At 69.4% G+C, this 22,740-nt stretch carries 19 protein-coding genes; 14 read left to right on the forward strand and 5 right to left on the reverse strand.

Going from position 1 to position 22,740, the window contains the following annotated elements; all coding sequences use genetic code 11:
• The first annotated feature begins 253 nt into the window (after window positions 1-253).
• The 5 genes from ACIRG6_RS29885 (at window position 254) to ACIRG6_RS29905 (ending at window position 4,579) form a co-directional block, all read left to right on the forward strand.
• Entirely contained in the window at window positions 254-673 is a 420-nt protein-coding gene (locus ACIRG6_RS29885) for a hypothetical protein (RefSeq protein ID WP_403325039.1), read from the forward strand.
• The gene (locus ACIRG6_RS29890; RefSeq protein WP_403325040.1) at window positions 673-2,430 is read left to right on the forward strand and encodes a WXG100 family type VII secretion target; all 1,758 of its coding nucleotides are present in this window, start codon (window positions 673-675) and stop codon (window positions 2,428-2,430) included. Before ACIRG6_RS29885 ends, ACIRG6_RS29890 begins: the two co-directional genes overlap by 1 nt.
• Window positions 2,431-2,453: 23 nt before the next feature.
• Complete coding sequence (locus ACIRG6_RS29895; RefSeq protein WP_403325041.1) at window positions 2,454-3,749, forward strand: S8 family serine peptidase; 1,296 nt, start codon at window positions 2,454-2,456, stop codon at window positions 3,747-3,749.
• A 116-nt stretch (window positions 3,750-3,865) separates the two neighbouring features.
• The gene (locus ACIRG6_RS29900) at window positions 3,866-4,216 is read left to right on the forward strand and encodes a WXG100 family type VII secretion target (RefSeq protein ID WP_189233153.1); all 351 of its coding nucleotides are present in this window, start codon (window positions 3,866-3,868) and stop codon (window positions 4,214-4,216) included.
• A 63-nt stretch (window positions 4,217-4,279) separates the two neighbouring features.
• Window positions 4,280-4,579, forward strand: a complete 300-nt coding sequence (locus tag ACIRG6_RS29905) for a WXG100 family type VII secretion target (protein WP_239763506.1) — start codon at window positions 4,280-4,282, stop codon at window positions 4,577-4,579.
• Window positions 4,580-4,663: 84 nt separating this feature from the next.
• Here the strand turns inward: ACIRG6_RS29905 and ACIRG6_RS29910 are convergent, their stop codons facing one another.
• Together ACIRG6_RS29910 and eccCa are read right to left on the reverse strand one after the other, a co-directional pair.
• Complete coding sequence (locus ACIRG6_RS29910; RefSeq protein ID WP_403325042.1) at window positions 4,664-5,695, reverse strand: hypothetical protein; 1,032 nt, start codon at window positions 5,693-5,695, stop codon at window positions 4,664-4,666.
• Window positions 5,692-9,666 carry a type VII secretion protein EccCa gene (gene eccCa / locus ACIRG6_RS29915; RefSeq protein WP_403325043.1) on the reverse strand — a complete coding sequence of 1,325 codons (3,975 nt, stop codon included), beginning with the start codon at window positions 9,664-9,666 and terminating at the stop codon, window positions 5,692-5,694. Before eccCa ends, ACIRG6_RS29910 begins: the two co-directional genes overlap by 4 nt.
• A gap of 258 nt (window positions 9,667-9,924) precedes the next feature.
• Between eccCa and eccD the strand changes: the two genes are divergently transcribed.
• Window positions 9,925-11,436, forward strand: a complete 1,512-nt coding sequence (gene eccD, locus ACIRG6_RS29920; RefSeq protein WP_318214681.1) for a type VII secretion integral membrane protein EccD — start codon at window positions 9,925-9,927, stop codon at window positions 11,434-11,436.
• 99 nt (window positions 11,437-11,535) lie between these two features.
• Here eccD and ACIRG6_RS29925 read toward each other — a convergent pair whose 3' ends face one another.
• Window positions 11,536-11,823: a DUF397 domain-containing protein gene (locus ACIRG6_RS29925; RefSeq protein ID WP_239763512.1), complete on the reverse strand. Its 288-nt coding sequence runs from the start codon at window positions 11,821-11,823 to the stop codon at window positions 11,536-11,538.
• Window positions 11,824-12,127: 304 nt separating this feature from the next.
• On the opposite strand from ACIRG6_RS29925, the gene rpsO reads away from it, so the two are divergent.
• The 5 genes from rpsO to ACIRG6_RS29950 all read left to right on the forward strand — a co-directional run bounded on the left by rpsO (window position 12,128) and on the right by ACIRG6_RS29950 (window position 17,598).
• Window positions 12,128-12,415 carry a 30S ribosomal protein S15 gene (gene rpsO / locus ACIRG6_RS29930; protein WP_006130415.1) on the forward strand — a complete coding sequence of 96 codons (288 nt, stop codon included), beginning with the start codon at window positions 12,128-12,130 and terminating at the stop codon, window positions 12,413-12,415.
• A 326-nt stretch (window positions 12,416-12,741) separates the two neighbouring features.
• On the forward strand, window positions 12,742-14,961 hold the full coding sequence (locus ACIRG6_RS29935) for a polyribonucleotide nucleotidyltransferase (protein WP_189233158.1): 2,220 nt from the start codon (window positions 12,742-12,744) through the stop codon (window positions 14,959-14,961).
• Window positions 14,958-16,337: a M16 family metallopeptidase gene (locus ACIRG6_RS29940; protein WP_403325044.1), complete on the forward strand. Its 1,380-nt coding sequence runs from the start codon at window positions 14,958-14,960 to the stop codon at window positions 16,335-16,337. The genes ACIRG6_RS29935 and ACIRG6_RS29940 overlap by 4 nt, the downstream gene beginning before the upstream one ends.
• Window positions 16,338-16,386: 49 nt before the next feature.
• A complete protein-coding gene (gene dapB / locus ACIRG6_RS29945; RefSeq protein ID WP_350719601.1) occupies window positions 16,387-17,139 on the forward strand; it encodes a 4-hydroxy-tetrahydrodipicolinate reductase in 753 nt (250 codons plus the stop codon).
• A gap of 3 nt (window positions 17,140-17,142) precedes the next feature.
• Window positions 17,143-17,598, forward strand: a complete 456-nt coding sequence (locus tag ACIRG6_RS29950; protein ID WP_239763520.1) for a tetratricopeptide repeat protein — start codon at window positions 17,143-17,145, stop codon at window positions 17,596-17,598.
• Window positions 17,599-17,661: 63 nt separating this feature from the next.
• Here the strand turns inward: ACIRG6_RS29950 and ACIRG6_RS29955 are convergent, their stop codons facing one another.
• Both ACIRG6_RS29955 and ACIRG6_RS29960 read right to left on the reverse strand, forming a co-directional pair.
• Window positions 17,662-18,216, reverse strand: coding sequence for a hypothetical protein (locus ACIRG6_RS29955; protein ID WP_364680230.1), 555 nt, complete (start codon window positions 18,214-18,216; stop codon window positions 17,662-17,664).
• A gap of 114 nt (window positions 18,217-18,330) precedes the next feature.
• Window positions 18,331-18,570, reverse strand: coding sequence for a hypothetical protein (locus ACIRG6_RS29960; RefSeq protein WP_239763526.1), 240 nt, complete (start codon window positions 18,568-18,570; stop codon window positions 18,331-18,333).
• Between the two features lie 174 nt (window positions 18,571-18,744).
• Here ACIRG6_RS29960 and thyX point away from each other — a divergent pair, with 174 nt between their 5' ends.
• From thyX to ACIRG6_RS29975, 3 genes are all read left to right on the forward strand, one after another.
• Window positions 18,745-19,485 (forward strand): FAD-dependent thymidylate synthase, encoded by a 741-nt coding sequence (gene thyX, locus ACIRG6_RS29965; RefSeq protein WP_189233164.1) that lies wholly within the window; start codon window positions 18,745-18,747, stop codon window positions 19,483-19,485.
• A 211-nt stretch (window positions 19,486-19,696) separates the two neighbouring features.
• The gene (dapA, locus tag ACIRG6_RS29970) at window positions 19,697-20,596 is read left to right on the forward strand and encodes a 4-hydroxy-tetrahydrodipicolinate synthase (protein WP_364821073.1); all 900 of its coding nucleotides are present in this window, start codon (window positions 19,697-19,699) and stop codon (window positions 20,594-20,596) included.
• Window positions 20,597-20,758: 162 nt separating this feature from the next.
• Window positions 20,759-22,444 (forward strand): ribonuclease J, encoded by a 1,686-nt coding sequence (locus ACIRG6_RS29975; protein WP_364680224.1) that lies wholly within the window; start codon window positions 20,759-20,761, stop codon window positions 22,442-22,444.
• Window positions 22,445-22,740 lie beyond the last annotated feature (296 nt).

Here is a 22,740-nt window from a genome sequence, read left to right on the forward strand (position 1 = left end):
GATCGGTCGCGCTCTGCGCACGTGACCCGACACTGACCGCCAGATCGGTCAAAGTGTCATGTCCGGGGCGCCTTTGTAACTGGACTAGCACACTTCACGGTTGGCCCTGTCGTACCCGTTGACTACAGTGGTGATCGCGAAACGCGCGCGACCCGCTTTGCGATCGCGGGGGCGAGTGGCCGACCGGCCACAGTGATGAAGCTACGGGGAACGGGGAGGGAGCGACGTGCTTCCAGCGGACATGGTGGGGGGCGTGTCGGCAGCCAGGGCAGCGAACCTGGAGGTCACCGGCGAGGCACTGAGCACGTTCGTTAAGCGGGTGGACGGGGTCCTGACCACCCTTGAGGGATCGCCCGGCAACCCGACACGAGTGGGCGCCCAGACGATCAAGCCGGGCTCGCTGGCGGGGAACCCGTCCGCTTTCCCCGAGGCGCACGCCCTGTACCTGCAGTACAACGAGGTGCACGAAAAGCTCACCTCCCTGTCCAAGACCCTGCACCTGCAGATCGAGGCGATCGGCATCGCAGTCCGGGGCGCGCATGTGGGCTTCGACAACCTCGAAGAGGAGCAGCGCCGTCGCTTTGCGGCGATCCAGGCGCAGATCAAGGGCCTTCAGGACGCAGGAGACGGCAAGCAGCGCGCTCAGGGCGACAAGACCACCGGGGACCTGTGATGACCGACAAGCAGCACGAGCAGGATCTGGAGCGGGTCTCCGGGCAGAACACGTTCACGGACCTCACGCGGCACGCCGAGCAGAATCCGAGCGGTGGCTTCCTCTTCGGAGCCATCGACAACATGGTGCGTACGGCGGCCAAGGGCACGGCATACGAACGCGGTGTGCAGGGGCGCACGAATTTCGACAATCACCGTCTGAACGACATGATCGAGCTGGTCGAGCAGACCAACCCGGAAGACCTTGAGTCTTCAGGGAAGGCCCTGTGGGACGCGCGAGATGCCATCACGGAGGCTGCCAAGGAGCTGGACGGCCACATCGAGAACGTCCATTGGGTCGGCGAGTCGGGTGAGGCCTTCCGTAAGTGGGGTCGCTCGCTCGTCACGAGCACGTACGGGCTGAGCGACTTCGCCGGCGGTGCGGGTGACCAGATCACGGCGGCTGCAGTGGGCCTGGCGGCGGTCCGCAAGGCCATGCCGCCTCGTGACACGAGGCCGCCGGGGCAGGACGTGAAGCCGGAGAAGCTTCCGACGCCCAAGCAGGTCGAGGGCAACCCCGAGTACGCCGAAGCGGTCCGTGTGGAGAAGGACCGCCAAGAGGCGATCAACCAGATGAACCGATTGTCGTCCTACTACGCTGTGGCCAGCGTGCAACTCAGCGAGCTGCCGCAACCCGAGTTCAAGACCATGCCGGACGTGGGCGTTCCGCAGCCGGAGCGGGATTCTCGGTACCGTCAGCCCGAAGGGGCGGACTCTAGCGCAAAGCAAGGCGTAACGTCGGGCAACACCATCAGCCGTCACTCGGCCACGGACGTCGGCCATCCTGCCCAGCCGCAAGGCGAGAGCGGCACAGTCGTCGTCCCGGACGGGGGCCCGAGGGAAGTCCTCGATCCCACCGTGTCTGTTGGGACGACCATCGACAATGCCATTGCCCCGACCGTTCCCACAGCCCCCTCTCACGGCCAGACTTTGCCAACTTCCTTGCCGCCGACCGAGGGCAGTGGCCCGACGGGCCCCTTCTCGACTGGCCAGACGGCACCGTTCTCCCCGGCCCGGCAGGTCGGTCCGTCGAATGGGCGAACGAATGGCTTCCGGTCGCCGCTGACTGCTCAGGGACGAACGACGCCTGCAGCTCCTGCAGGGCCTGTGGCAAGAGGAGTTACAGGGCCTGGTCGTCAGGTCGGTCAGGGCCCCCTGAACCAAATGGGTCGAACTACGCCGGCTGGTCAGTCCACTGCCGCAGGCACGACCTCTGGGGCGAAGCCGATTTCGACGAGCCAGGGGGTCAGTGGAGGTACTCCCCGGGCCACCTCGCCGACCCAGCCGAAGGCAGGAGGTGGCCCGGTCACCGGAGCAGGCCGAGGCAATGGTGTGGTGGGAGGTCGACCCGGATCTGTTCCCGGAGGTGCGGGCCGCGGCGGCGCCCGAATCCCACGCGGAACAGTAGTCGGGGCCGAGGGAACATTCGGTTCCGTGAAGGGGCGCCCTGGGCTTCGCGGTGGCGCGAACGGCTCCGTGGACGCCTACGCCAAGTCCCCTGTCACAGGTGCTCCCGCCGGGCGCAGTTCCGTCGCCCGTGCCGAGCGGAATGGTATGACCCGGGGCGGTGCCGGCCTCGTGCGTGAACCCGGGAAGCAAGGCAACCGTCGAGACGAGCGCCGAGAGGAAGAGACACAGCGGCCTGATTACCTGGTCGAAGACGAAGAGACGCACCTGCCCCAGAATCCGCGGCGCGACGTGCCGCCAGTCGTCAACTAAGCCGAGCGAGGACCCACCTCATCATGAAGTCAGCAACACGTCGCGGACTACCAGTACGTGCGGGAAGCGTCATTGCGAGCACCCTGGTCGCCGTCGGCGTGGGTGTCGCTCCGGGCGCGGCTGCCGCCGACGCACAGTCGGAGCAGTGGTACCTGGGGCCGATGCAGGCCGAGACGATGTGGAAAGTCAGCACTGGGAAGGGCATCAAGGTCGCTGTCATCGACACGGGCGTGAATCCCAGCACGCCCGCCCTCAAAGGGCAAGTGCTCGCTGGTGAAGTGCCCAAGCAAGTTGCCTACGGTGCAACGAAGGACTATCAGGGCCACGGAACCTCCATGGCCGAACTGATCGCGGGTACAGGAGCCGATGGCGGTCTCCAGGGTCTTGCGCCGGGGGCGAAGATCGTTCCGTACCGCATTGTGCTCACAGGCGTGCCAGAGGCGGAAAAGAAAAAGACAGCCGAGCCCGCTGAGGCGATCAAAGCTGCGGCTGATACCGATGTGCAGATCATCAACATGTCTTTCGGTGGTCCGTACTATGACCCGGCCATCGAGGAAGCGGTGACCTACGCTGCGGCGAAGGGCAAGTTGCTCATCGCGGGCGTAGGGAACGACGGCGACAGTGGCGGGGAGGATGTTGGGTACCCAGCCGCGGCTCCGTACGTGTTGGGTGTTTCGTCGATGGACAAGGATGCCAACATCTCGAAATTCTCTTCGCACGGGAACTACGTCGACCTAGTAGCGCCAGGTGAAGACATGCCGGGCTACTGCCGCCCCAGCTTCGAGTCGTACTGCCATGACCTAGAGGGAACCAGCGCCTCCACCGCCATCGCCTCGGCCTCCGCCGCCCTCATCTGGTCCGCCCACCCCGACTGGACCGCGAACCAGGTCACCCGGGCGCTCATCGACACCGCAAGCCGCAAGTGGCCGAAGAACGACCCGACTCAGTACGCGGGCTACGGAACCGTTCGTCCCCGCAAGGTACTCGAAAACCCGAACTACGACGCCGGCGCGCCCTACTCCGACCCCCTCGCCAAGTGGAACAAGGAGAAGGGGAAGAAGCTGGTGACGGAGATTCCGCCCGCTTCCGCTGCCTCCCCTTCCGCAACAGGCTCGTCACAAGCCCCGGAAGGCTCTTCTGGCGCCGACAAGGCCGCAGCAGGATCGAAGGCGGAGGGCGCGGACAAGACGGAGAACGCGGCAGCCGAGTCCTCGAACGACGACAACAGCACGCTGTGGATCGCGCTCGGCGCTGCCGCGGCCGTCGTCGTGATCGGAGGCGGAGCCTTCGCCGTCCTGCGATCGCGTCGCGCCACGTGACGTCGGCCGCCCGAGCCCTGCGCCGCTAGGCCAGGGCATGGAGAACGTGCTTACCGCCGCAGGGCGTTGAGCCGCACAGTTGGACCCCGAAACGGAATAGGGAGGGCAGGCGGAACATGGCCGTCGACCAGAAGCTTGAAGATGCAGCAGTAATCAAGCTGCAGAAGGACATGTACGAGAAGTTCGAGAACATCCGCAAGCGGGTGCACAGCCTGCAGGGTGTCATCGACAGCCTCGAGGGCCAGTGGCAGGGCATCGGCCGTGCTGCCTTCGACACGAAGCAGTACGAGATCAACACCTCGCTGCAGAACATGGGCCGCATCCTCGGTGACGTCATCGAGGCGATGACCGCGACGCGCAACATCAAGGACAGCAAGGAAGACGAAGTCCGCGCGGCCGTGAACAAGATCAACATCAACGACGGCGCCCCCACGGTCCAGTCGTCGCCGTTCAGCTCGATGACCTGAGTCTTCTCGGGCGTCGACACTCGCGGACATCAACCACAGGCGGAAGAGACGAGGTAGGCAGAGATGAGCCGTAACGCGGACGGTCTGCAGGTAACGTACGACGGGCTCGACTTCGCGGCGACGAACATCGCCAACGAGGCGAAGCAGCTCGACGACGACATCCAGCAGCTGCGCACGATGGTCATGAACAGCAAGCAGTACTGGGCGGGCAAGGCCCAGGACACCTTCGACGAGAAGCTGCGCCGCTGGGACAAGGAAGCCAGCGACATCCACCAGGCCCTGACGGGCATCGGTCACGTCGTCGGCCAGTCCGGCGGTACGTACATGGAGGGTGACCTGGCGGCGTCCAGGTACCTCCAGTAGTCCCAGGGGTCACGACGGCCGAGGCCGTCGCGAGAACGAGGGTGGGCGTGCGCGGGAGACGCCCACCCTCGCGGCGTTCCCGGATCACCCCGGCAGCCGAAGCCCCGTGCACCCGTGCCGCCCCGCCGACCGCTCCGCGAAGGCACGCAGGGCCGAGCCGAGGAACTCCCGCGTCGGAGCGGCGTAGACCGTCGCGTCGATGCTGAACACGGCCGGTACGGTGCTGCCCGGGCAGGTCGCCGTCGCCGTAGCGCTGTCGCGTGTCATGCCCGGCTGCGGCCAGTCCTCGTCGTCGCCGGCCTCCGGCCGCAGCCGTTGGGCGTACGGGCCGAACGACGCGTTCAGGGAGTAGACGACCTCGTCACGTCCCCCCGTCTCGCCCAGGAGGCACCGCTCCAGCGGGGCGCTGTCGGACGCTTCGGTCTCCTCGATCCAGTCGACCCAGTCGTCCGGCGCGGAATCCGGGATCCGGATGCCGGCGCAGGTGCCCGACGCGCTCAGCAGAGCGGTCTTCCCCTTCGAGAGCGAGAGTTCCGGTATGGCACCGCCGAAAGTCGTCTCGCACGACTCCCGCTCGGCCGCCTCGCGGGCGACGGCGGTGGCGAGCCGTCCCACCGCCCGGCTCGCCTCGGCGTTCTCGTGGGACGCGTCGCCGGCGATGCTCACCACCAGGGACGCGTCCTTGCCGGCGCACGGCAGCACGACGCCCGTGTTCCGCAGGTCCGTGTAACCGCGCCAGCCGCCGCCCAGCGCCACGGGCAGGCTGTCCGGGGAGCCGCCACCCAGCATGCTCAGCATGTCGTCACGCGTGCCCGAGACAGACGCGTCAGCGGGGATCAGCCCGACGGACACGGTGAGGTCCGCGACCCGGCACGAGCGGTAGCGTTCCTCGCCATAGCCGTACGCGCCGTCCCGGGACAGGCCGGCCTCGGTGTCGAGGCCGGTGAAGACCGCCGACTCCTTGTACGGGATCAGGCCGCCGCAGTACGTCGCGAGCTTGTCCTCGTAGCGCCAGCCCCGGCCCGTGTCGCTCACCCGGTACCAGGTCCAGGCGGCGGCGAGCGCGAGTACCAGGGGAAGCACGCCGAAGAGCCCGATCCTGCGGACGACCTTCACCGTCCGGTCCCGTCCTCCACCAATCCGACCTGGACCAGCGGCTTACCCCTGCGCCGCGACACGAACACGCCCCGCCCCGGCGGCATCTGGCGCGGACGTACTCCGCCGAGCAGGTCGCCCTCGGCCGGGTCGCCGCTGAGGATGACGCCCTGCGCGCCGAGTTCCTTGATGCGCTGCATGAAGGCCTCGTAACCGGCCCGGCCCGCGCCCGCCGTGGAGCGGGCGATGATGAAGCGCACGCCGACGTCCCGGGCGAAGGGCAGCATCTCGGTCAGGCCCGCCAGCGGGTTGCCGCTCGACGTGGCCACCAGGTCGTAGTCGTCGACGACGATGTAGATCGTCGGCCCGTTCCACCAACTGCGGTCACGCAGCTGCTCCGGCGTGACGTCGGCGGTCGGGGTACGGCGCTGCATCAGCTCGGCGAGCGCGTCCATGTGGTGCTGCATCTGGTTCGACATCGGCACGTACTCGGCCAGGTGCGAGGACGGGGTCACGCCCAGCAGGGAGCGCCGGTTGTCGACGACGAACAGCTTGCAGCTGTCCCCGTCGTAGCGCTCGGTGATGCGCTGGATGAGGAGCTTCAGCAGGTTCGACTTGCCGGACTCGCTCTCGCCGAACACCAGGAAGAACGGGTCCTGCTCGAAGTCCACGAACACCGGCTCGAGGTTGTCCTCGTCGAGCGCGAAGGAGACACCGTGCCGGGGGAACCGGTCGCCGGGCGGAAGCTGCTGCGCCGGAAACTGCCTCGGCAGCAACCGCACCGCGGGGGCACCGGGCTGCTGCCAGTGCCGGGAGACCTCGGTGCCGAGCGCCTGCGTCGCCTCCGCCAGGTCCGTGTCGGAGGACAGGCCGTCGATGCGCGGCACCGCCGCCATGAAGTGCTGCTTCTGCGGGGTCTGGCCCCGGCCGGGAACGCCCGTCGGCACGTTGGCCGCGACCTTGCGGTCGAACTCGGAGTCCATGGGGTCGCCGAGCCGCAGTTCCAGCCGGTTCATCAGCTGGTCCTTGAGGTTGCCGCGGACCTCCATGGACCGGGACGCCGTCAGGATCAGGTGGATGCCGTAACCGAGACCACGCGCCGCGATGTCCAGGACGTACGGCTCCAGGGCGTCGTAGTCCGTGCGGAAGTTCCCCCAGCCGTCGATGACCAGGAAGACGTCGCCCCACGGCTGGTCGGTCACGGAGATGTCGCCGCGCGCGCGGCGGCTCCGGAACTCCGCGATGGAGGAGATGCCGGCGGTGCGGAAGTACTCCTCGCGGCGGGTCATGACGCCGTACACCTCGGCCGCCGTGCGCCGCACCTGCTCGGGGTCGAGGCGCGAGGCCACACCGCCCACGTGCGGCAGGCCCGCCACGGCCGACAGGCCGCCGCCACCGAAGTCCAGGCCGTAGAACTGGACTTCGTGCGGAGTGTGGGTGAGACCGAAGGAGGCGATGATCGAGCGGAGCAGTGTCGACTTGCCGGACTGCGGACCGCCGAGGATCTGCATATGGCCGGCCGCGCCGCCGAAGTCCACCCACAGCGGGTCACGGCGCTGCTCGTAGGGCTTGTCGACGAGACCGACGGGCACCACCAGCCGGCCCGCGCCCTCGTAACCGGGCTGGGTCAGGCCACGGCCCGGCACCTCCGCGAGACCCGGAAGCAGCGTGTCGAGCGACGGCGGGCTGTCCAGCGGCGGCAGCCACACCTGGTGGGCGGCCGGCCCCTGCGCCTCCAGGCGCCGCACGATGACGTCGAGGACCGTGTCGGCGAGCGCCTCGTCCGTCTCCTCCCGTGTCTCCTCGCGCTGCGCGGGAACCGCCAGGTACTGCACCGGGACCTGCGCGGCCGTGAACAGCACGGGCCTGCGGTCGACCGGGAGCGGGCCCCCGTAGGACGCCGTCTGCTGGGCGCTCGTGCGGTACACGCCCGAGACGTACGCGGCCTTGAAGCGGACCATCTCGTCCGTGCCGAACTTCAGGAAGCCGGAGCCGGGGACGTTCGGCAGTTCATAGGCGTCGGGGACGCCGAGCGCGGCCCGCGACTCGGCCGCCGAGAAGGTGCGCAGACCGATCCGGTACGACAGATAGGTCTCCAGGCCGCGCAGGCGGCCCTCCTCCAGGCGCTGCGAGGCGAGCAGCAGGTGCACGCCCAGCGACCGGCCGATGCGGCCGATCTGCACGAACATCTCGATGAAGTCCGGCTTGGCCGTGAGCAGTTCGCTGAACTCGTCGATCACCAGGACGAGGGACGGGATCGGCTGCAGCGCGGCACCGGCGGCGCGCGCCTTCTCGTACGCGTGGATGTTGGCGTAGTTGCCCGCGTCGCGGAGCATCTCCTGACGGCGGTTGAGCTCACCGCGGATCGAGTCGCCCATGCGGTCGACGAGGGTCAGGTCGTCCGCGAGGTTGGTGATGACGGCCGCGACGTGGGGCATCTGCGCCATGCCCGCGAAGGTGGCACCGCCCTTGAAGTCCGCCAGCACGAAGTTGAGGGTCTCGGAGGAGTGCGTGACGGCGAGACCGAGGACCAGCGTGCGCAGCAGCTCCGACTTGCCGGAACCGGTCGCACCGACGCACAGGCCGTGCGGGCCCATGCCCTCCTGCGCCGCCTCCTTCAGGTCGAGCATCACGGGCCGGCCGTCCTCGCCGACGCCGATCGGCACCCGCAGCCGCTCCGACTGCGAGCGGGGCCGCCAGGTGCGCCGGGTGTCGACGGAGGCCGCGTCCCCGAGGTTGAGCAGGTCGGTGAACTCCAGGTTGGCCAGCAGCGGTTCGTCGTCGTCCCCGCCCGACGCCATGCGCAGCGGCGCGAGCTGACGCGCCAGAGCCTCGGCGGCTTCGTACGACAGGCCGTCGGGCGTGCCCTCGTAGACCATGCCGTGGGCCGACTCCAGGCGCAGCTCCTTCGGGTGAACGACGATCGAGAGGTCACCGCGCCCGCTGGTGAGGCTTCCGGGCATGACCTCCAGCACCGTGACGCCCTGCATGCCCTCGGGGCTCGCCAGCAGGGACGTCGGCGGCAGCGAGACTCCGTCGAGCACGACGACCAGATGCGGCTGGTCGGGTACGGGCTGTCCGTCCGGGTGGAAGCGGGGACGCCCCTGGAGCCGGTCGGCGAGCAGGTCCTCCAGCTCCACCGGGTCGGTCGTGATCAGGCGGATGCTGCCCGCGCCGTCCGCGGCGCCCGGGGACTGCACGTGGGGCAGCCACTTGCTCCACTCCCACTCCCCGGCGGACTCCCGGCCGGTGGCGATGGCGATGACCAGGTCGTCGGGGGAGTGCAGCGAGGCGAGCGAGGCGGTGACGGCGCGGGCGGTGGCGCGCACGGGGCCCGGTTCGCCGCTGACCGTCACGTGGTAGAAGGCGCGCAGCGAGATCGCCATCGGCAGGTCGTCGAGGGTGCTGTGCGTGGCCAGGAAGCGCTGCATGGCGCCCGTGGTCAGCGGCTCCAACTGGTCGACCGGGGCCGTCTCCGGGGGGATCAGGGGAGTGGCCAGGGCCTGCGGGCCGAGGCCCACCCGCACCTGACCGAAGTCCTCGTCACCGGCGCGCCGCTCCCACACCCGGCTGCCCTCGGCGACCAGTGCCCACAGTTGCTCCGGTGAAGGATGCAGGTAGTACTGGGCGTCGCGCTGGACCCGCGCGGTCGTCTGGGCGGACTGCCGGGCCTGGGACAGATAGCGCAGGTAGTCCCGGCGCATGTCGGCCATCTGTCCCTGGTTGCCCCGGCGGTAGCGGACCAGCATCGCGATGCCCATCGCGATCGTCGAGGCCACCATCACCATGCCCATGATCTTCATGAACGGCTGGGCCTGCGGGTTGAAGAAGAAGACCACGGACCCACCCATGCCGAGCATGGGCAGGAGCTGCATCAGGGCGCCTTCCTGCTGCCCCCGCGGGAGTTCGGGCGGTGGCTGCAGCACGACTTCCTGCGTGGGCACGTCCTTCGGCAGTGCCCTTGGTGGGCGCTTGACGACGATGTGGCTCACTTCGCACCAATTCCCTTGCCCGGCCGATCCGTTCCGCCCGCCGCCCCGTGTCCGGCGCACGTCGATCGCGAAGGGCGATCCTACTGACTCCCGCTGACGACGGCGGACGATAGGGTGCCCGGGAGACGTGTGAACAGTTGCGAATCGGCGGGGATCGCGAGCGGCGCGGAACGGCCGGAGGCGATGGCTACCGGTGGGCGAGGCGCAACGCTACCGCGCCCAGCCCGTATTACCGACGAGGGGGAACAGCAGGTGAGCATGACGGCCTCCGCGCCGGCCGGCGCGGCCGGCGGACCGGGCAGCACAGTCCCAGCGGGGTCAGGTACGGGACTCGGCTTCTGCCGGGTCACCATCGTGGCTCCCGACAGCCGCATCGACGTGGCACTGCCCGACGACGTACCGGTCGCCGACCTCTACCCGGAGATCCTCAGGTTCTCCCAGCAGAGCCCCGCCGAGGGCGCCCCGGTCGGCTACCACCTCGTACGCCGTGACGGCACCGTCCTCGACAGCGCCCGGTCCTTCGCGGCCCAGCGCATCCTGGACGGGGAACTGCTCACGCTGCGGCCCTTCGCCGAATCGCTGCCCCCCGCCGTCATCGACGACGTCTCGGAGGCCGTCGCCTCGGCCGTCACCCGCGACCGCACCCTCTGGGACGGCGAGCTCACGCGCACCGCCGGCCTGATCGGCGCGGGCGTCCTCCCGGTGCTGCTCGCCTTCGTGGCCTGGAGTTCGCAGGTCCACCACGACATGCACAGCCTCCAGGGCATCATCGCCGCGGTCACCGGTGTCCTGCTGACCACCTTCGCGTGTGTCCGCGCCCGTGTGTACGACGACCGCGGCTCCGCGGTCGCCCTCGGACTGGGCGCTCTCCCCAACATCGCCGTGGCGGGCTCGGGACTGCTGCCGCTCGCCGACGGCCAGGGCATCGGACGGCTCCAGTTCCTGCTCGCCTGCGCGGCGGTCCTGGTCGCCTCCGTCGTGCTGACCCTCGTGTCGCCGGGCGGCGACAGCCCCTTCGTGGCGTTCGTCTTCTCCGCCACGATCGGTCTGCTCACGACCTTCATCGCGATGCTGACGCATCTGAAGCCCATGGAAACGGCCGCGATCTGCGCGCCCCTGTCGGTGTGCGCCCTGGCGTTCCTGCCCGGCCTGTCCATGCGCTTCGCCCGGCTGCCCATCGGCTTCGAGCTGCCCAACGGCTCGCGCGGTTCCTACACGACGGACGAGACGGTCTCCCCGGAACCCGTCGACGCCGAACGCGTCGCCGCGCAGGCCCGCCGCGGTCACGAACTCCTCGCGGGACTGGTCGGCGGCTGCGCGCTCCTCGCGGTCGGTGCGGCGATCGTCCTCAGCTTCTCCGCCGACGTGTGGGCCCAGCTCCTCGCCCTGGCCACCGGGATCGCGATGCTGATGCGCGCCCACCTGTTCCGTTACACCACGCAGGTCGCCGCCACCCTGGCCGCCGGACTCGGCTCCCTCGTCTTCCTCGGGCTCGGGCTCGCGATGAATCCGCCCACGGAGTACTGGCGTGACGCGCTCCAGGGCGACACCGCCGCCCTCGACATCCGCAGCGTTTGGCTCGCGGCGGCCGTCGCCGCGGCCGTCGTTCTCGTCACGGCCATCGGCCTGATCACCTCCCGGCGCGGTGTCACCCCCTTCTGGGGCCGCTTCACGGAGATCGCGGAAGCCTTCGTTCTCCTGACCCTGATCCCCCTCGCGCTGGCGGTGTTCGACGTCTATGCCTCGGCGCGGTCGATGACGAGCGACTGACCACCGGTTCCCGGCGGAGTGTCGGTGTCCGGCGACAAGCGGGGCGTACACCTGCCGCCCCGGTCCGAGGGGCGGCCCCACCGTGCCGCCCCGTCCGCCTCACCCGGCGCCGTTCCCCGGCGCCGGCTCCAGGTCGAATTCCCCGTCCCGTGCGCCGAGGACGAAAGCCCGCCACTCCGCCTCCGTGTACCGCAGCACGGTGTCCGGGTCGAGCGACGACCGCATGGCCACGGCGCCGGCGGGAAGGTAGGCGATCTCGACCCGCTCCTCGTGCTCCTCGGTGCCGGGCGCGCTGTGCCATTCGACGCCGGAGATGTCGAGGGAGTACAGCTCGTCCCTCTCCCGCTCCTTGCGCGCCTTGATTTCCCTGTCCTCGGCGTCGGCCATCGGGGCTCGGTCCTTCCTGCGGTGCCAACGGGATGCGCGGCTACCCTACTTCCGGGGGTTCTCCCAGCTCAGCGGTTTGCCGATGTCCGTACCGGCAAGAGTGACGACCCGGCCGCCGGGCCCGCGGACAACGGCGTCCGCCCAGGCTGGTACGCTGTGTGACGGCCGTTTGTGTACGCGCCCCCGGAGCCCAGTGCCCTGGAGGCCGCGCCCAGCGGATCCCCGCCTTCCGAGTCACGGAAGATCCCCCGAGATGCAGACCGGGGGCACTCGAAGGCCAGTCACAGACCAAAGAGGAGTACGCGTGTCGCTCGACGCCGCCGTCAAGAAGCAGATCATCTCCGAGTTCGGTACCAAGGAGGGCGACACCGGCTCCCCCGAGGTCCAGGTCGCTCTGCTGTCCCGTCGGATCTCCGACCTGACCGAGCACCTCAAGACCCACAAGCACGACCACCACTCCCGCCGTGGCCTGCTGATCCTGGTCGGTCAGCGCCGCCGGCTGCTGCAGTACCTCGCCAAGAAGGACATCCAGCGCTTCCGTGCGCTGGTCGAGCGCCTCGGCATCCGCCGCGGTGCGGCGGGCGCCAAGTAAGACGCCGTGGAGGGAGCGGTTCCCATCGTTCGGGGGCCGCTCCCTTTGCTGTACGTGCGAGGTGTCACCGCCGCTTTGTAGTGTGGTAGCACAACGCAGGACGTACGACTCAGCATGGTGGGCACCCGCACAGGCGGAGCACACCACGCGCACCGAACGAAACGAGGAGAAGCGCGCCTCGCCGCCGCCGGTCCTCGGTAGTGGCCCCCGGGGAAAGAGACCCGGGTGCTTCGATCGAAGACCGGCCCGCACAGGACGGAGCGCTTCTCCGCCACCGTCCCCCCGCCACACGGGCGAGGAGGGACGAAGACGAGGAGAAAACACTAGTGGAGAACGAGACCCACTACGCCGAAGCCGTGATCGACAACGGCGCATTCGGCACCCGCACCATCCGCTTCGAGACGGGCCGCCTGGCCAAGCAGGCCGCCGGCTCCGCCGTGGCCTACCTGGACGACGACACCATGGTGCTGTCGGCCACGAGCGCCTCCAAGAACCCCAAGGACCAGCTCGACTTCTTCCCCCTCACGGTGGACGTCGAGGAGCGGATGTACGCCGCCGGCAAGATCCCCGGCAGCTTCTTCCGCCGTGAGGGCCGGCCGTCCGAGGACGCCGTCCTCACCTGCCGCCTCATCGACCGCCCGCTGCGCCCGTCCTTCAAGAAGGGCCTGCGCAACGAGATCCAGGTCGTCGCCACGATCATGGCGCTCAACCCCGACCACCTGTACGACGTCGTGGCGATCAACGCCGCCTCCGCGTCGACGCAGCTGGCCGGCCTGCCCTTCTCCGGCCCGATCGGCGGCGTCCGCGTCGCGCTGATCCGCGGCCAGTGGGTGGCCTTCCCGACGCACACCGAGCTCGAGGACGCCGTCTTCGACATGGTCGTCGCGGGCCGCGTCCTGGAGGACGGCGACGTCGCGATCATGATGGTCGAGGCCGAGGCCACCGAGAAGACCATCAAGCTGGTCGAGGGCGGCGCCGAGGCGCCCACCGAGGAGGTCGTCGCCGCCGGTCTCGACGCCGCGAAGCCCTTCATCAAGGTGCTGTGCCGCGCCCAGGCCGACCTCGCCGCGAAGGCCGCGAAGCCGACCGGCGAGTTCCCGATCTTCCTCGACTACCAGGACGACGTCCTGGAGGCGCTGACCGCCGCGGTCAAGCCCGAGCTCGCCCAGGCGCTCACCATCGCCGGCAAGCAGGAGCGCGAGGCCGAGCTGGACCGCGTCAAGGGGCTCGCCGCCGAGAAGCTCCTGCCGGAGTTCGAGGGCCGCGAGAAGGAGATCTCCGCCGCGTACCGCGCGCTGACCAAGTCCCTGGTCCGCGAGCGCGTCATCAAGGAGAAGACCCGCATCGACGGCCGCGGTGTCACCGACATCCGCACCCTGGCCGCCGAGGTCGAGGCCATCCCGCGGGTCCACGGCTCCGCCCTGTTCGAGCGTGGCGAGACCCAGATCCTGGGCGTCACCACCCTGAACATGCTCCGCATGGAGCAGCAGCTGGACACCCTCTCCCCGGTGACCCGCAAGCGCTACATGCACAACTACAACTTCCCGCCGTACTCCGTCGGCGAGACCGGCCGCGTCGGCTCCCCGAAGCGCCGCGAGATCGGCCACGGCGCCCTCGCCGAGCGCGCCATCGTGCCGGTGCTGCCGACGCGCGAGGAGTTCCCGTACGCGATCCGCCAGGTGTCCGAGGCCCTCGGCTCCAACGGCTCGACCTCCATGGGCTCGGTCTGCGCCTCCACCATGTCGCTGCTGAACGCCGGTGTGCCGCTGAAGGCCCCCGTCGCCGGTATCGCCATGGGTCTGATCTCCCAGGAGATCAACGGCGAGACGCACTACGTCGCCCTCACCGACATCCTCGGTGCGGAGGACGCCTTCGGCGACATGGACTTCAAGGTCGCCGGCACCAAGGAGTTCGTGACCGCCCTCCAGCTCGACACCAAGCTGGACGGCATCCCGGCCTCCGTCCTGGCCGCCGCTCTCAAGCAGGCCCGTGACGCCCGCCTCCACATCCTCGACGTGATGATGGAAGCGATCGACACGCCGGACGAGATGTCCCCGAACGCCCCGCGGATCATCACCGTGAAGATCCCCGTGGACAAGATCGGTGAGGTCATCGGCCCCAAGGGCAAGATGATCAACCAGATCCAGGAGGACACCGGCGCCGAGATCACGATCGAGGACGACGGCACCATCTACATCGGTGCCCAGGTCGGCTCGCAGGCCGAGGCCGCCCGCGCCACGATCAACTCGATCGCCAACCCGACCATGCCGGAGGTCGGCGAGCGCTACCTGGGCACCGTCGTGAAGACGACGACCTTCGGTGCGTTCGTGTCGCTGCTCCCGGGCAAGGACGGTCTGCTGCACATCTCGCAGATCCGCAAGCTCGCCGGCGGCAAGCGCGTGGAGAACGTCGAGGACGTCCTCGGTGTGGGCCACAAGGTCCAGGTCGAGATCGCCGAGATCGACTCCCGCGGCAAGCTCTCCCTGATCCCCGTGATCGAGGGCGAGGAAGGTTCCGAGGACACGAAGGACGACGCCGACCAGTGACGTCCCGTAGCTCCAAGGCGACGGCCCGCACCTCTTCGGAGGCGCGGGCCGTCGCCCGTACCCAAACGCTCATCCAGGGCGAGAACGGCATCGGCACGGTCCGCAAGACCACCCTCCCGGGCGGCCTGCGCATCGTCACCGAGACCCTGCCCTCGGTCCGCTCGGCGACCTTCGGCATCTGGGCGCACGTCGGCTCCCGCGACGAGACCCCCGCGCTGAACGGCGCCACCCACTACCTGGAGCACCTGCTCTTCAAGGGCACGTCCCGCAGGTCCGCCCTGGACATCTCCTCCGCCGTCGACGCGGTCGGCGGCGAGATGAACGCGTTCACGGCGAAGGAGTACACGTGCTACTACGCGCGCGTGCTCGACACCGACCTGCCGCTGGCCATCGACGTCGTCTGCGACATGCTGACCGGCTCCCTGATCCGCGAGGAGGACGTCGACGTCGAGCGCGGCGCCATCCTCGAAGAGATCGCGATGACCGAGGACGACCCCGGCGACTGCGTGCACGACCTGTTCGCGCACACGATGTTCGGCGACAACGCCCTCGGCCGCCCCGTCCTCGGCACGGTCGACACGGTCAACGCCCTCACCGCCGACCGCATCCGCCGCTTCTACAGGAAGCACTACGACCCGACCCACCTGGTGGTCGCCGCCGCCGGCAACGTCGACCACAACAAGGTCGTACGCCAGGTCCGCGCCGCCTTCGAGAAGGCCGGCGCCTTCAAGGACCCCGTGGCCGCGCCCATCGCCCCGCGCGAGGGCCGGCGCACCCTGCGCACCGCGGGCCGTGTCGAGCTGATCGGCCGCAAGACCGAGCAGGCGCACGTCATCCTCGGCATGCCAGGCCTGGCCCGCACCGACGAGCGCCGCTGGGCGATGGGCGTCCTCAACACCGCCCTCGGCGGGGGCATGTCCTCCCGCCTGTTCCAGGAGGTCCGCGAGAAGCGCGGCCTGGCCTACAGCGTGTACTCGTACACCTCGGGCTTCGCCGACTGCGGCCTCTTCGGCGTGTACGCGGGCTGCCGCCCCTCCCAGGTCCACGACGTGCTGCAGATCTGCCGCGAGGAACTCGACCACGTCGCCGAGAACGGACTGTCCGACGAGGAGATCGGCCGCGCCGTCGGCCAGCTCCAGGGCTCCACCGTCCTCGGCCTGGAGGACACCGGCGCGCTGATGAACCGTATCGGCAAGAGCGAACTGTGCTGGGGCGAGCAGATGTCCGTCGACGACATGCTGGCCCGGATAGCCTCGGTCACGCCGGACGACGTCCGTGCCGTCGCCCGCGACGTCCTGGGCCGGCGGCCCTCGCTGTCGGTCATCGGCCCGCTGAAGGACAAGCAGGCGTCCCGGCTGCACGACGCCGTCGCCTGACCCCCTCCGGTGCCGTCGCCCAACCCCCTCCGGTAAGGAAGCAACAGACATGAGCAAGCTGCGCGTGGCCGTCCTCGGCGCCAGGGGCCGTATCGGCTCCGAGGCGGTGCGGGCGGTCGAGGCCGCCGAGGACATGGAACTGGTCGCCGCCCTGGGCCGCGGCGACTCGCTGGACGCGCTGACCGACAGCGGCGCCGAGGTCGCGGTCGAGCTGACCACCCCGGCGTCGGTCATGGACAACCTCGGATTCTGCGTACGCCACGGCATCCACGCCGTCGTCGGCACCACGGGCTGGACCGACGAGCGCCTCGCGCGGCTGAGGGGCTGGCTCGACGCCTCCCCGGAGACGGGCGTGCTCATCGCGCCCAACTTCTCCATCGGGGCCGTGCTGACCATGAAGTTCGCGCAGATCGCCGCGCCGTACTTCGAGTCCGTCGAGGTCGTGGAGCTGCACCACCCGAACAAGGTGGACGCCCCCAGCGGCACCGCCACGCGCACCGCGCAGCTCATCGCCGAGGCACGGCAGAAGGCAGGCGTCGCTCCGGCGCCCGACGCCACTGCCACCGCCCTGGACGGTGCCCGCGGCGCGAACGTCGACGGCGTCCCGGTGCACGCGGTCCGCCTGCGCGGCCTGCTCGCGCACCAGGAGGTCCTGCTCGGCGGCGAGGGCGAGACCCTCACCGTCCGGCACGACTCCCTGCACCACAGCAGCTTCATGCCGGGCATCCTGCTCGGCGCCCGGCGAGTGGTGACCGCTCCGGGCCTCACCTTCGGCCTGGAACACTTCCTGGACCTGGGCTGAGGCATGCGCGCGAAGATCTCCTACGTCATCACGGCCGCCGTCCTGGTCTTCTACTTCGCCCTGGTCGGCAGCCGCGGTGTGATGCTCATCGACGCCGGCACCCCCCTCACCGTCACCCTCGGCGTGGCGGTGCTGGTGCTGCCGGCGATCGGCCTGTGGTTCCTGTGGAAGAACACCCAGTTCGTCCGGCGTGCCAACCAGCTCGCCGCCGAACTCGACGCCGAGGGCGGACTGCCCGTCGACGAGCTGAAACGCACCCCCAGCGGCCGCATCGACCGTGACTCGGCCGACGAGGTCTTCGCCCGCCGCAAGGCCGAGACGGAGGCGGCCCCGGACGACTGGCGCAGCTGGTTCCGGCTCGCCGTCGCCTATCAGGACGCCCGCGACACCCCGCGCGCCCGCAAGGCGATGCAGCGGGCGATCGCCCTGCACGACCACAAACAGGTCGAGGCCGCCTGAGACACACGACATGAGGGGCCCGGTCCGCGCACGCGGACCGGGCCCCTCATGTCGTGCTCCGGCTCAGCCCCGCCGGTACTCGTCGGCCCACGCCTCCACGGTGTCGGCGGCCCGGTCGAAGGCCTCCGGCCGGGCGAGGAAGTCCGCGTTGTGGCTGGTCATCAGCACGGGCGCGGCATCCCCGGCCCGGCCCTGCCGGACCAGGAGCAGTGCCTGGCCCTGCACCGTGCGCGGCAGGCCCAGCCACCGGACCGGCTGCTGCACCGTCCGCAAGCTGGAGACCTGCTGCCAGGCCACGGTGCGGGTGGTGAAGAACCCCACCTGGCGCACTCCGCGCGCGCTCACCCACACGCCCATACGCAGCAGCCGCAGGGCGCAGACGATCATGACGAGGGCGACGCCGAAGACCACGGCGGCCGAGGACGGCGAGTCCGTCACCGCGATGATGACCGCCGCGAACAGCACGAACGAGGCGAGCAGCAGCGTCAACGCCGCCACCCCCACCCGCCATGGCCCCGGCCGGTACGGTCGACGCCACTGGTCGCGGTCGTCGTAGGGCAGCGCGACGTCCTCGGCCGCGTCGAAGGCGCGGTCGGCCGTCAGGAAGGGCAGGGGCACGGCTGGTCCTCACTCGTTCCATGGCGTGTGCTGTGCCCGGTGAGGCTACCGACCTGTGTCTCCGGTCACCACCTTCGGGGCCCCGGATGGAGTCAGGACCGGCCGGGTGCCGCCTCAGCGCCCGTCGGACGCCTGTGACTGCTGCTGCTGTGGTGAGGGCTGGTCGGCCGACAACGCGGGCATCCCGATCAGCAGGGACCCCGCGATCCCGGCGACCACGGTGAGCCCCAGCAGCCAGCGCCCGGCCAACTGGCCGATGGACGCCCGCTCGCGGGGCGGAGGAGTGACATTGCTGCGGAACCTGTCGGCTTCGGCGACGAAGGCGAACGGCACGGGTTCACGCCGGCGGATCATCGGAGGTGCGTCTCCCTTCAGGGATCATACGAATCGCTGTTACTCATACAGACGAACGAACGCCCTCGCAGGTGCCCTGTTTCACCGACTTCATCGCGGCACGGTACCGATCGCCCCGTTTGGCGGGCCGTAGAGTGGCCTCGCCAAGCGACAAGATGGGAAGGCCCTCCACCCGTGACCGACACACCCGCCGACGATTTCAAGATCGACCTCCGCAGCGACATCACCGTCGAGCTGGTCAAGAGCAGCGCCACCGACTCCGACGTACTGTTCGCCGCCCGCGTCTCGACCGTCGGGGAGCAGTCCCTGGACGAGCTGAAGAAGGACCCGGAGCGCTCGAAGGGCCTGATCAACTACCTGATGCGGGACCGGCACGGCAGCCCGTTCGAGCACAACTCGATGACCTTCTTCATCAGCGCCCCGATCTTCGTCTTCCGCGAGTTCATGCGGCACCGCGTCGGCTGGTCCTACAACGAGGAGTCGGGCCGCTACCGGGAGCTCCAGCCGGTCTTCTACGTGCCGGGCGCCGAGCGCAAGCTGGTCCAGCAGGGCCGCCCGGGCAAGTACGTCTTCGTCGAGGGCACCGCCGAGCAGCACGAGCTGGTCAGCCGGTCCATGGAGGACTCCTACCTCCAGGCCTACCGGACGTACCAGGAGATGCTCGCCGCCGGCATCGCCCGCGAGGTGGCCCGCGCGGTACTCCCCGTCGGTCTGTACTCCTCGATGTACGCCACCTGCAACGCGCGCTCGCTGATGCACTTCCTCGGCCTGCGCACCCAGCACGAGCTGGCGAAGGTGCCCTCCTTCCCGCAGCGGGAGATCGAGATGGTGGGCGAAAAGATGGAGCAGGAGTGGGCGCGGCTCATGCCGCTCACCTACGCCGCCTTCAACGCGAACGGTCGCGTGGCGCCGTAACGCGTTCCCCGCGCCCGACCGGGCACAGATGTGCGCATCAGCCGCCTGAAGTGTCCCGATTGCGGCGTTTGGTGAAGTTCATCTAGCCTGATCAAAGGGACCCGGCACTGCTTGAACCCCCGAGCAGGCAGTGCCGGGCTCCACCTTCGTGCCGATCTGCCGCCTCCCCCGAGGGCAGACCCCGCCCTGAGCAACGAGTAGCGTGTAACCCATGGCTCCGACCTCCACTCCGCAGACCCCCTTCGGGCGGGTCCTCACCGCCATGGTCACGCCCTTCGCGGCGGACGGCGCACTCGACCTCGACGGCGCGCAGCGGCTCGCCGCCCACCTGGTGGACGCAGGCAACGACGGCCTGATCATCAACGGGACCACCGGCGAGTCCCCCACCACCAGCGACGCGGAGAAAACGGACCTCGTACGAGCCGTCCTGGAGGCCGTCGGCGACCGTGCCCACGTCGTCGCCGGAGTCGGCACGAACAACACCCAGCACAGCATCGAGCTGGCCCGGGCCGCCGAGCGCGTCGGCGCCCACGGCCTGCTGCTCGTCACGCCGTACTACAACAAGCCCCCGCAGGAGGGCCTGTACCGCCACTTCACGGCCATCGCCGATGCCACCGAGCTGCCCGTCATGCTCTACGACATCCCCGGCCGCAGCGGCGTCCCGATCAACACGGAGACGCTCGTCCGCCTCGCGCAGCACCCGCGGATCATCGCCAACAAGGACGCCAAGGGCGACCTGGGCCGCGCGAGCTGGGCCATCGCGCGCTCCGGTCTCGCCTGGTACTCCGGCGACGACATGCTGAACCTCCCGCTGCTCTCGGTCGGCGCGGTCGGCTTCGTCTCCGTCGTCGGCCACGTCGTCACCCCCGAGCTGCGCGCCATGGTGGACGCGTTCGTCGCGGGTGACGTGCAGAAGGCGCTGGAGATCCACCAGAAGCTGCTCCCGGTCTTCACCGGCATGTTCCGCACCCAGGGCGTCATGACCACCAAGGCCGCCCTGACCCTCCAGGGGCTGCCCGCGGGCCCCCTGCGCGCGCCCATGGTCGAGCTCACGGCGGAGGAAACCGAGCAGCTCAAGATCGATCTTGTTGCCGGCGGGGTACAGCTCTGACAACGGACTTCGCACCACCGCACCGCCAGGTGCCACAACGGCTTCACAACTGAATACGCAGGCCACCGGTGCCTGCACCCCACCACGACAACTGCTTCTGCACGAACGTCACGCGCGCCACGTGCCCACCGGTACGTGGCGCGTGTGGTTGAGGAGAGTCTTTTGAGTCATCCGCACCCTGAACTGGGCCGTCCCCCGGCGCTCCCCGCAGGCGGCCTCCGGGTCACCCCACTGGGAGGCCTCGGCGAGATCGGCCGCAACATGACGGTCTTCGAGTACGGCGGCCGCCTGCTGATCGTCGACTGCGGAGTGCTCTTCCCCGAGGAGGAGCAGCCCGGAATCGACCTGATCCTGCCGGACTTCACGTCCATCCGGGACCGCCTCGACGACATCGAGGGCATCGTCCTCACCCACGGCCACGAGGACCACATCGGCGGCGTCCCCTTCCTCCTCCGCGAGAAGCCGGACATCCCGCTGATCGGCTCCAAGCTGACCCTCGCCCTGATCGAGGCCAAGCTCCAGGAGCACCGCATCCGCCCCTACACCCTCGAGGTGGTGGAGGGGAACCGCGAGCGCGTCGGTCCGTTCGACTGCGAGTTCGTCGCGGTGAACCACTCGATCCCGGACGCGCTGGCCGTCGCCATCCGCACCCCCGCGGGCATGGTCGTCCACACCGGCGACTTCAAGATGGACCAGCTCCCGCTGGACAACCGCCTCACGGACCTGCACGCCTTCGCGCGTCTGAGCGAGGAGGGCATCGACCTCCTCCTCGCCGACTCGACGAACGCCGAGGTCCCGGGCTTCGTCCCGCCCGAGCGCGACATCTCCAACGTCCTGCGCCAGGTCTTCGCCGGAGCGCGCAAGCGCATCATCGTGGCGAGCTTCGCCAGCCACGTCCACCGCATCCAGCAGATCCTGGACGCCGCGTACGAGTACGGCCGCCGGGTCGCGTTCGTCGGCCGCTCCATGGTCCGCAACATGGGCATCGCGAGAGACCTCGGCTACCTGAAGGTTCCGCCGGGCCTGGTCGTGGACGTCAAGACCCTCGACGACCTGCCGGACAGCGAAGTGGTGCTGGTCTGCACGGGCTCCCAGGGCGAACCGATGGCGGCCCTGTCCCGCATGGCCAACCGGGACCACCAGATCCGCATCGTCGAGGGCGACACGGTGATCCTGGCGTCATCCCTCATCCCGGGCAACGAGAACGCGGTCTACCGCGTGATCAACGGCCTGACCCGCTGGGGCGCCAACGTCGTCCACAAGGGCAACGCCAAGGTGCACGTCTCGGGCCACGCGTCCGCCGGCGAGCTCCTGTACTTCTACAACATCTGCCGCCCGAAGAACCTGATGCCGGTCCACGGCGAATGGCGCCACCTGCGGGCCAACGCCGAGCTGGGCGCCCTCACCGGCGTCCCGCACGACCGCATCGTCATCGCCGAGGACGGAGTCGTCGTCGACCTCGTCGAGGGCAAGGCGAAGATCTCCGGCAAGGTCCAGGCGGGGTACGTGTACGTCGACGGACTCTCCGTCGGCGACGTCGGTGAGCCGGCCCTCAAGGACCGCAAGATCCTCGGCGACGAGGGCATCATCTCGGTCTTCGTCGTCATCGACTCCTCCACCGGCAAGATCACCGGCGGCCCGCACGTCCAGGCGCGCGGTTCGGGCATCGAGGACTCGGCCTTCGCCGACGTCCTGCCCCGGATCACCGAGGCCCTGGAGCGCTCGGCGCAGGACGGGGTCGTCGAACCCCACCAGCTCCAGCAGCTGGTGCGCAGGACCCTCGGCAAGTGGGTGTCGGACAAGTACCGACGTCGGCCGATGATCCTCCCTGTGGTCGTGGAGGTCTGACGGTCCGTCGGACCCACGACCGCGCGAACGAGGAGCGGGGCGCCACGATTTGCATCGGGGCGCCCCGCTCCAGTACGTTTACAACTCCGCTCGGCAGGGCACCCGACCACTTCGTGGTTCGGAGCAGCCCCGGAGGGCGGGAAATCCGACTCAGAATCTCTGATAAAGTCGGAACCGCCGGAAAGGGAAACGCGAAAGCGGGAACCTGGAAAGCACCGAGGAAATCGGATCGGAAAACGGTCTGATAGAGTCGGAAACGCAAGACCGAAGGGAAGCGCCCGGAGGAAAGCCCGAGA

It is taken from the genome of Streptomyces flaveolus (assembly GCF_044765825.1).
GTDB lineage: Bacteria > Actinomycetota > Actinomycetes > Streptomycetales > Streptomycetaceae > Streptomyces > Streptomyces flaveolus.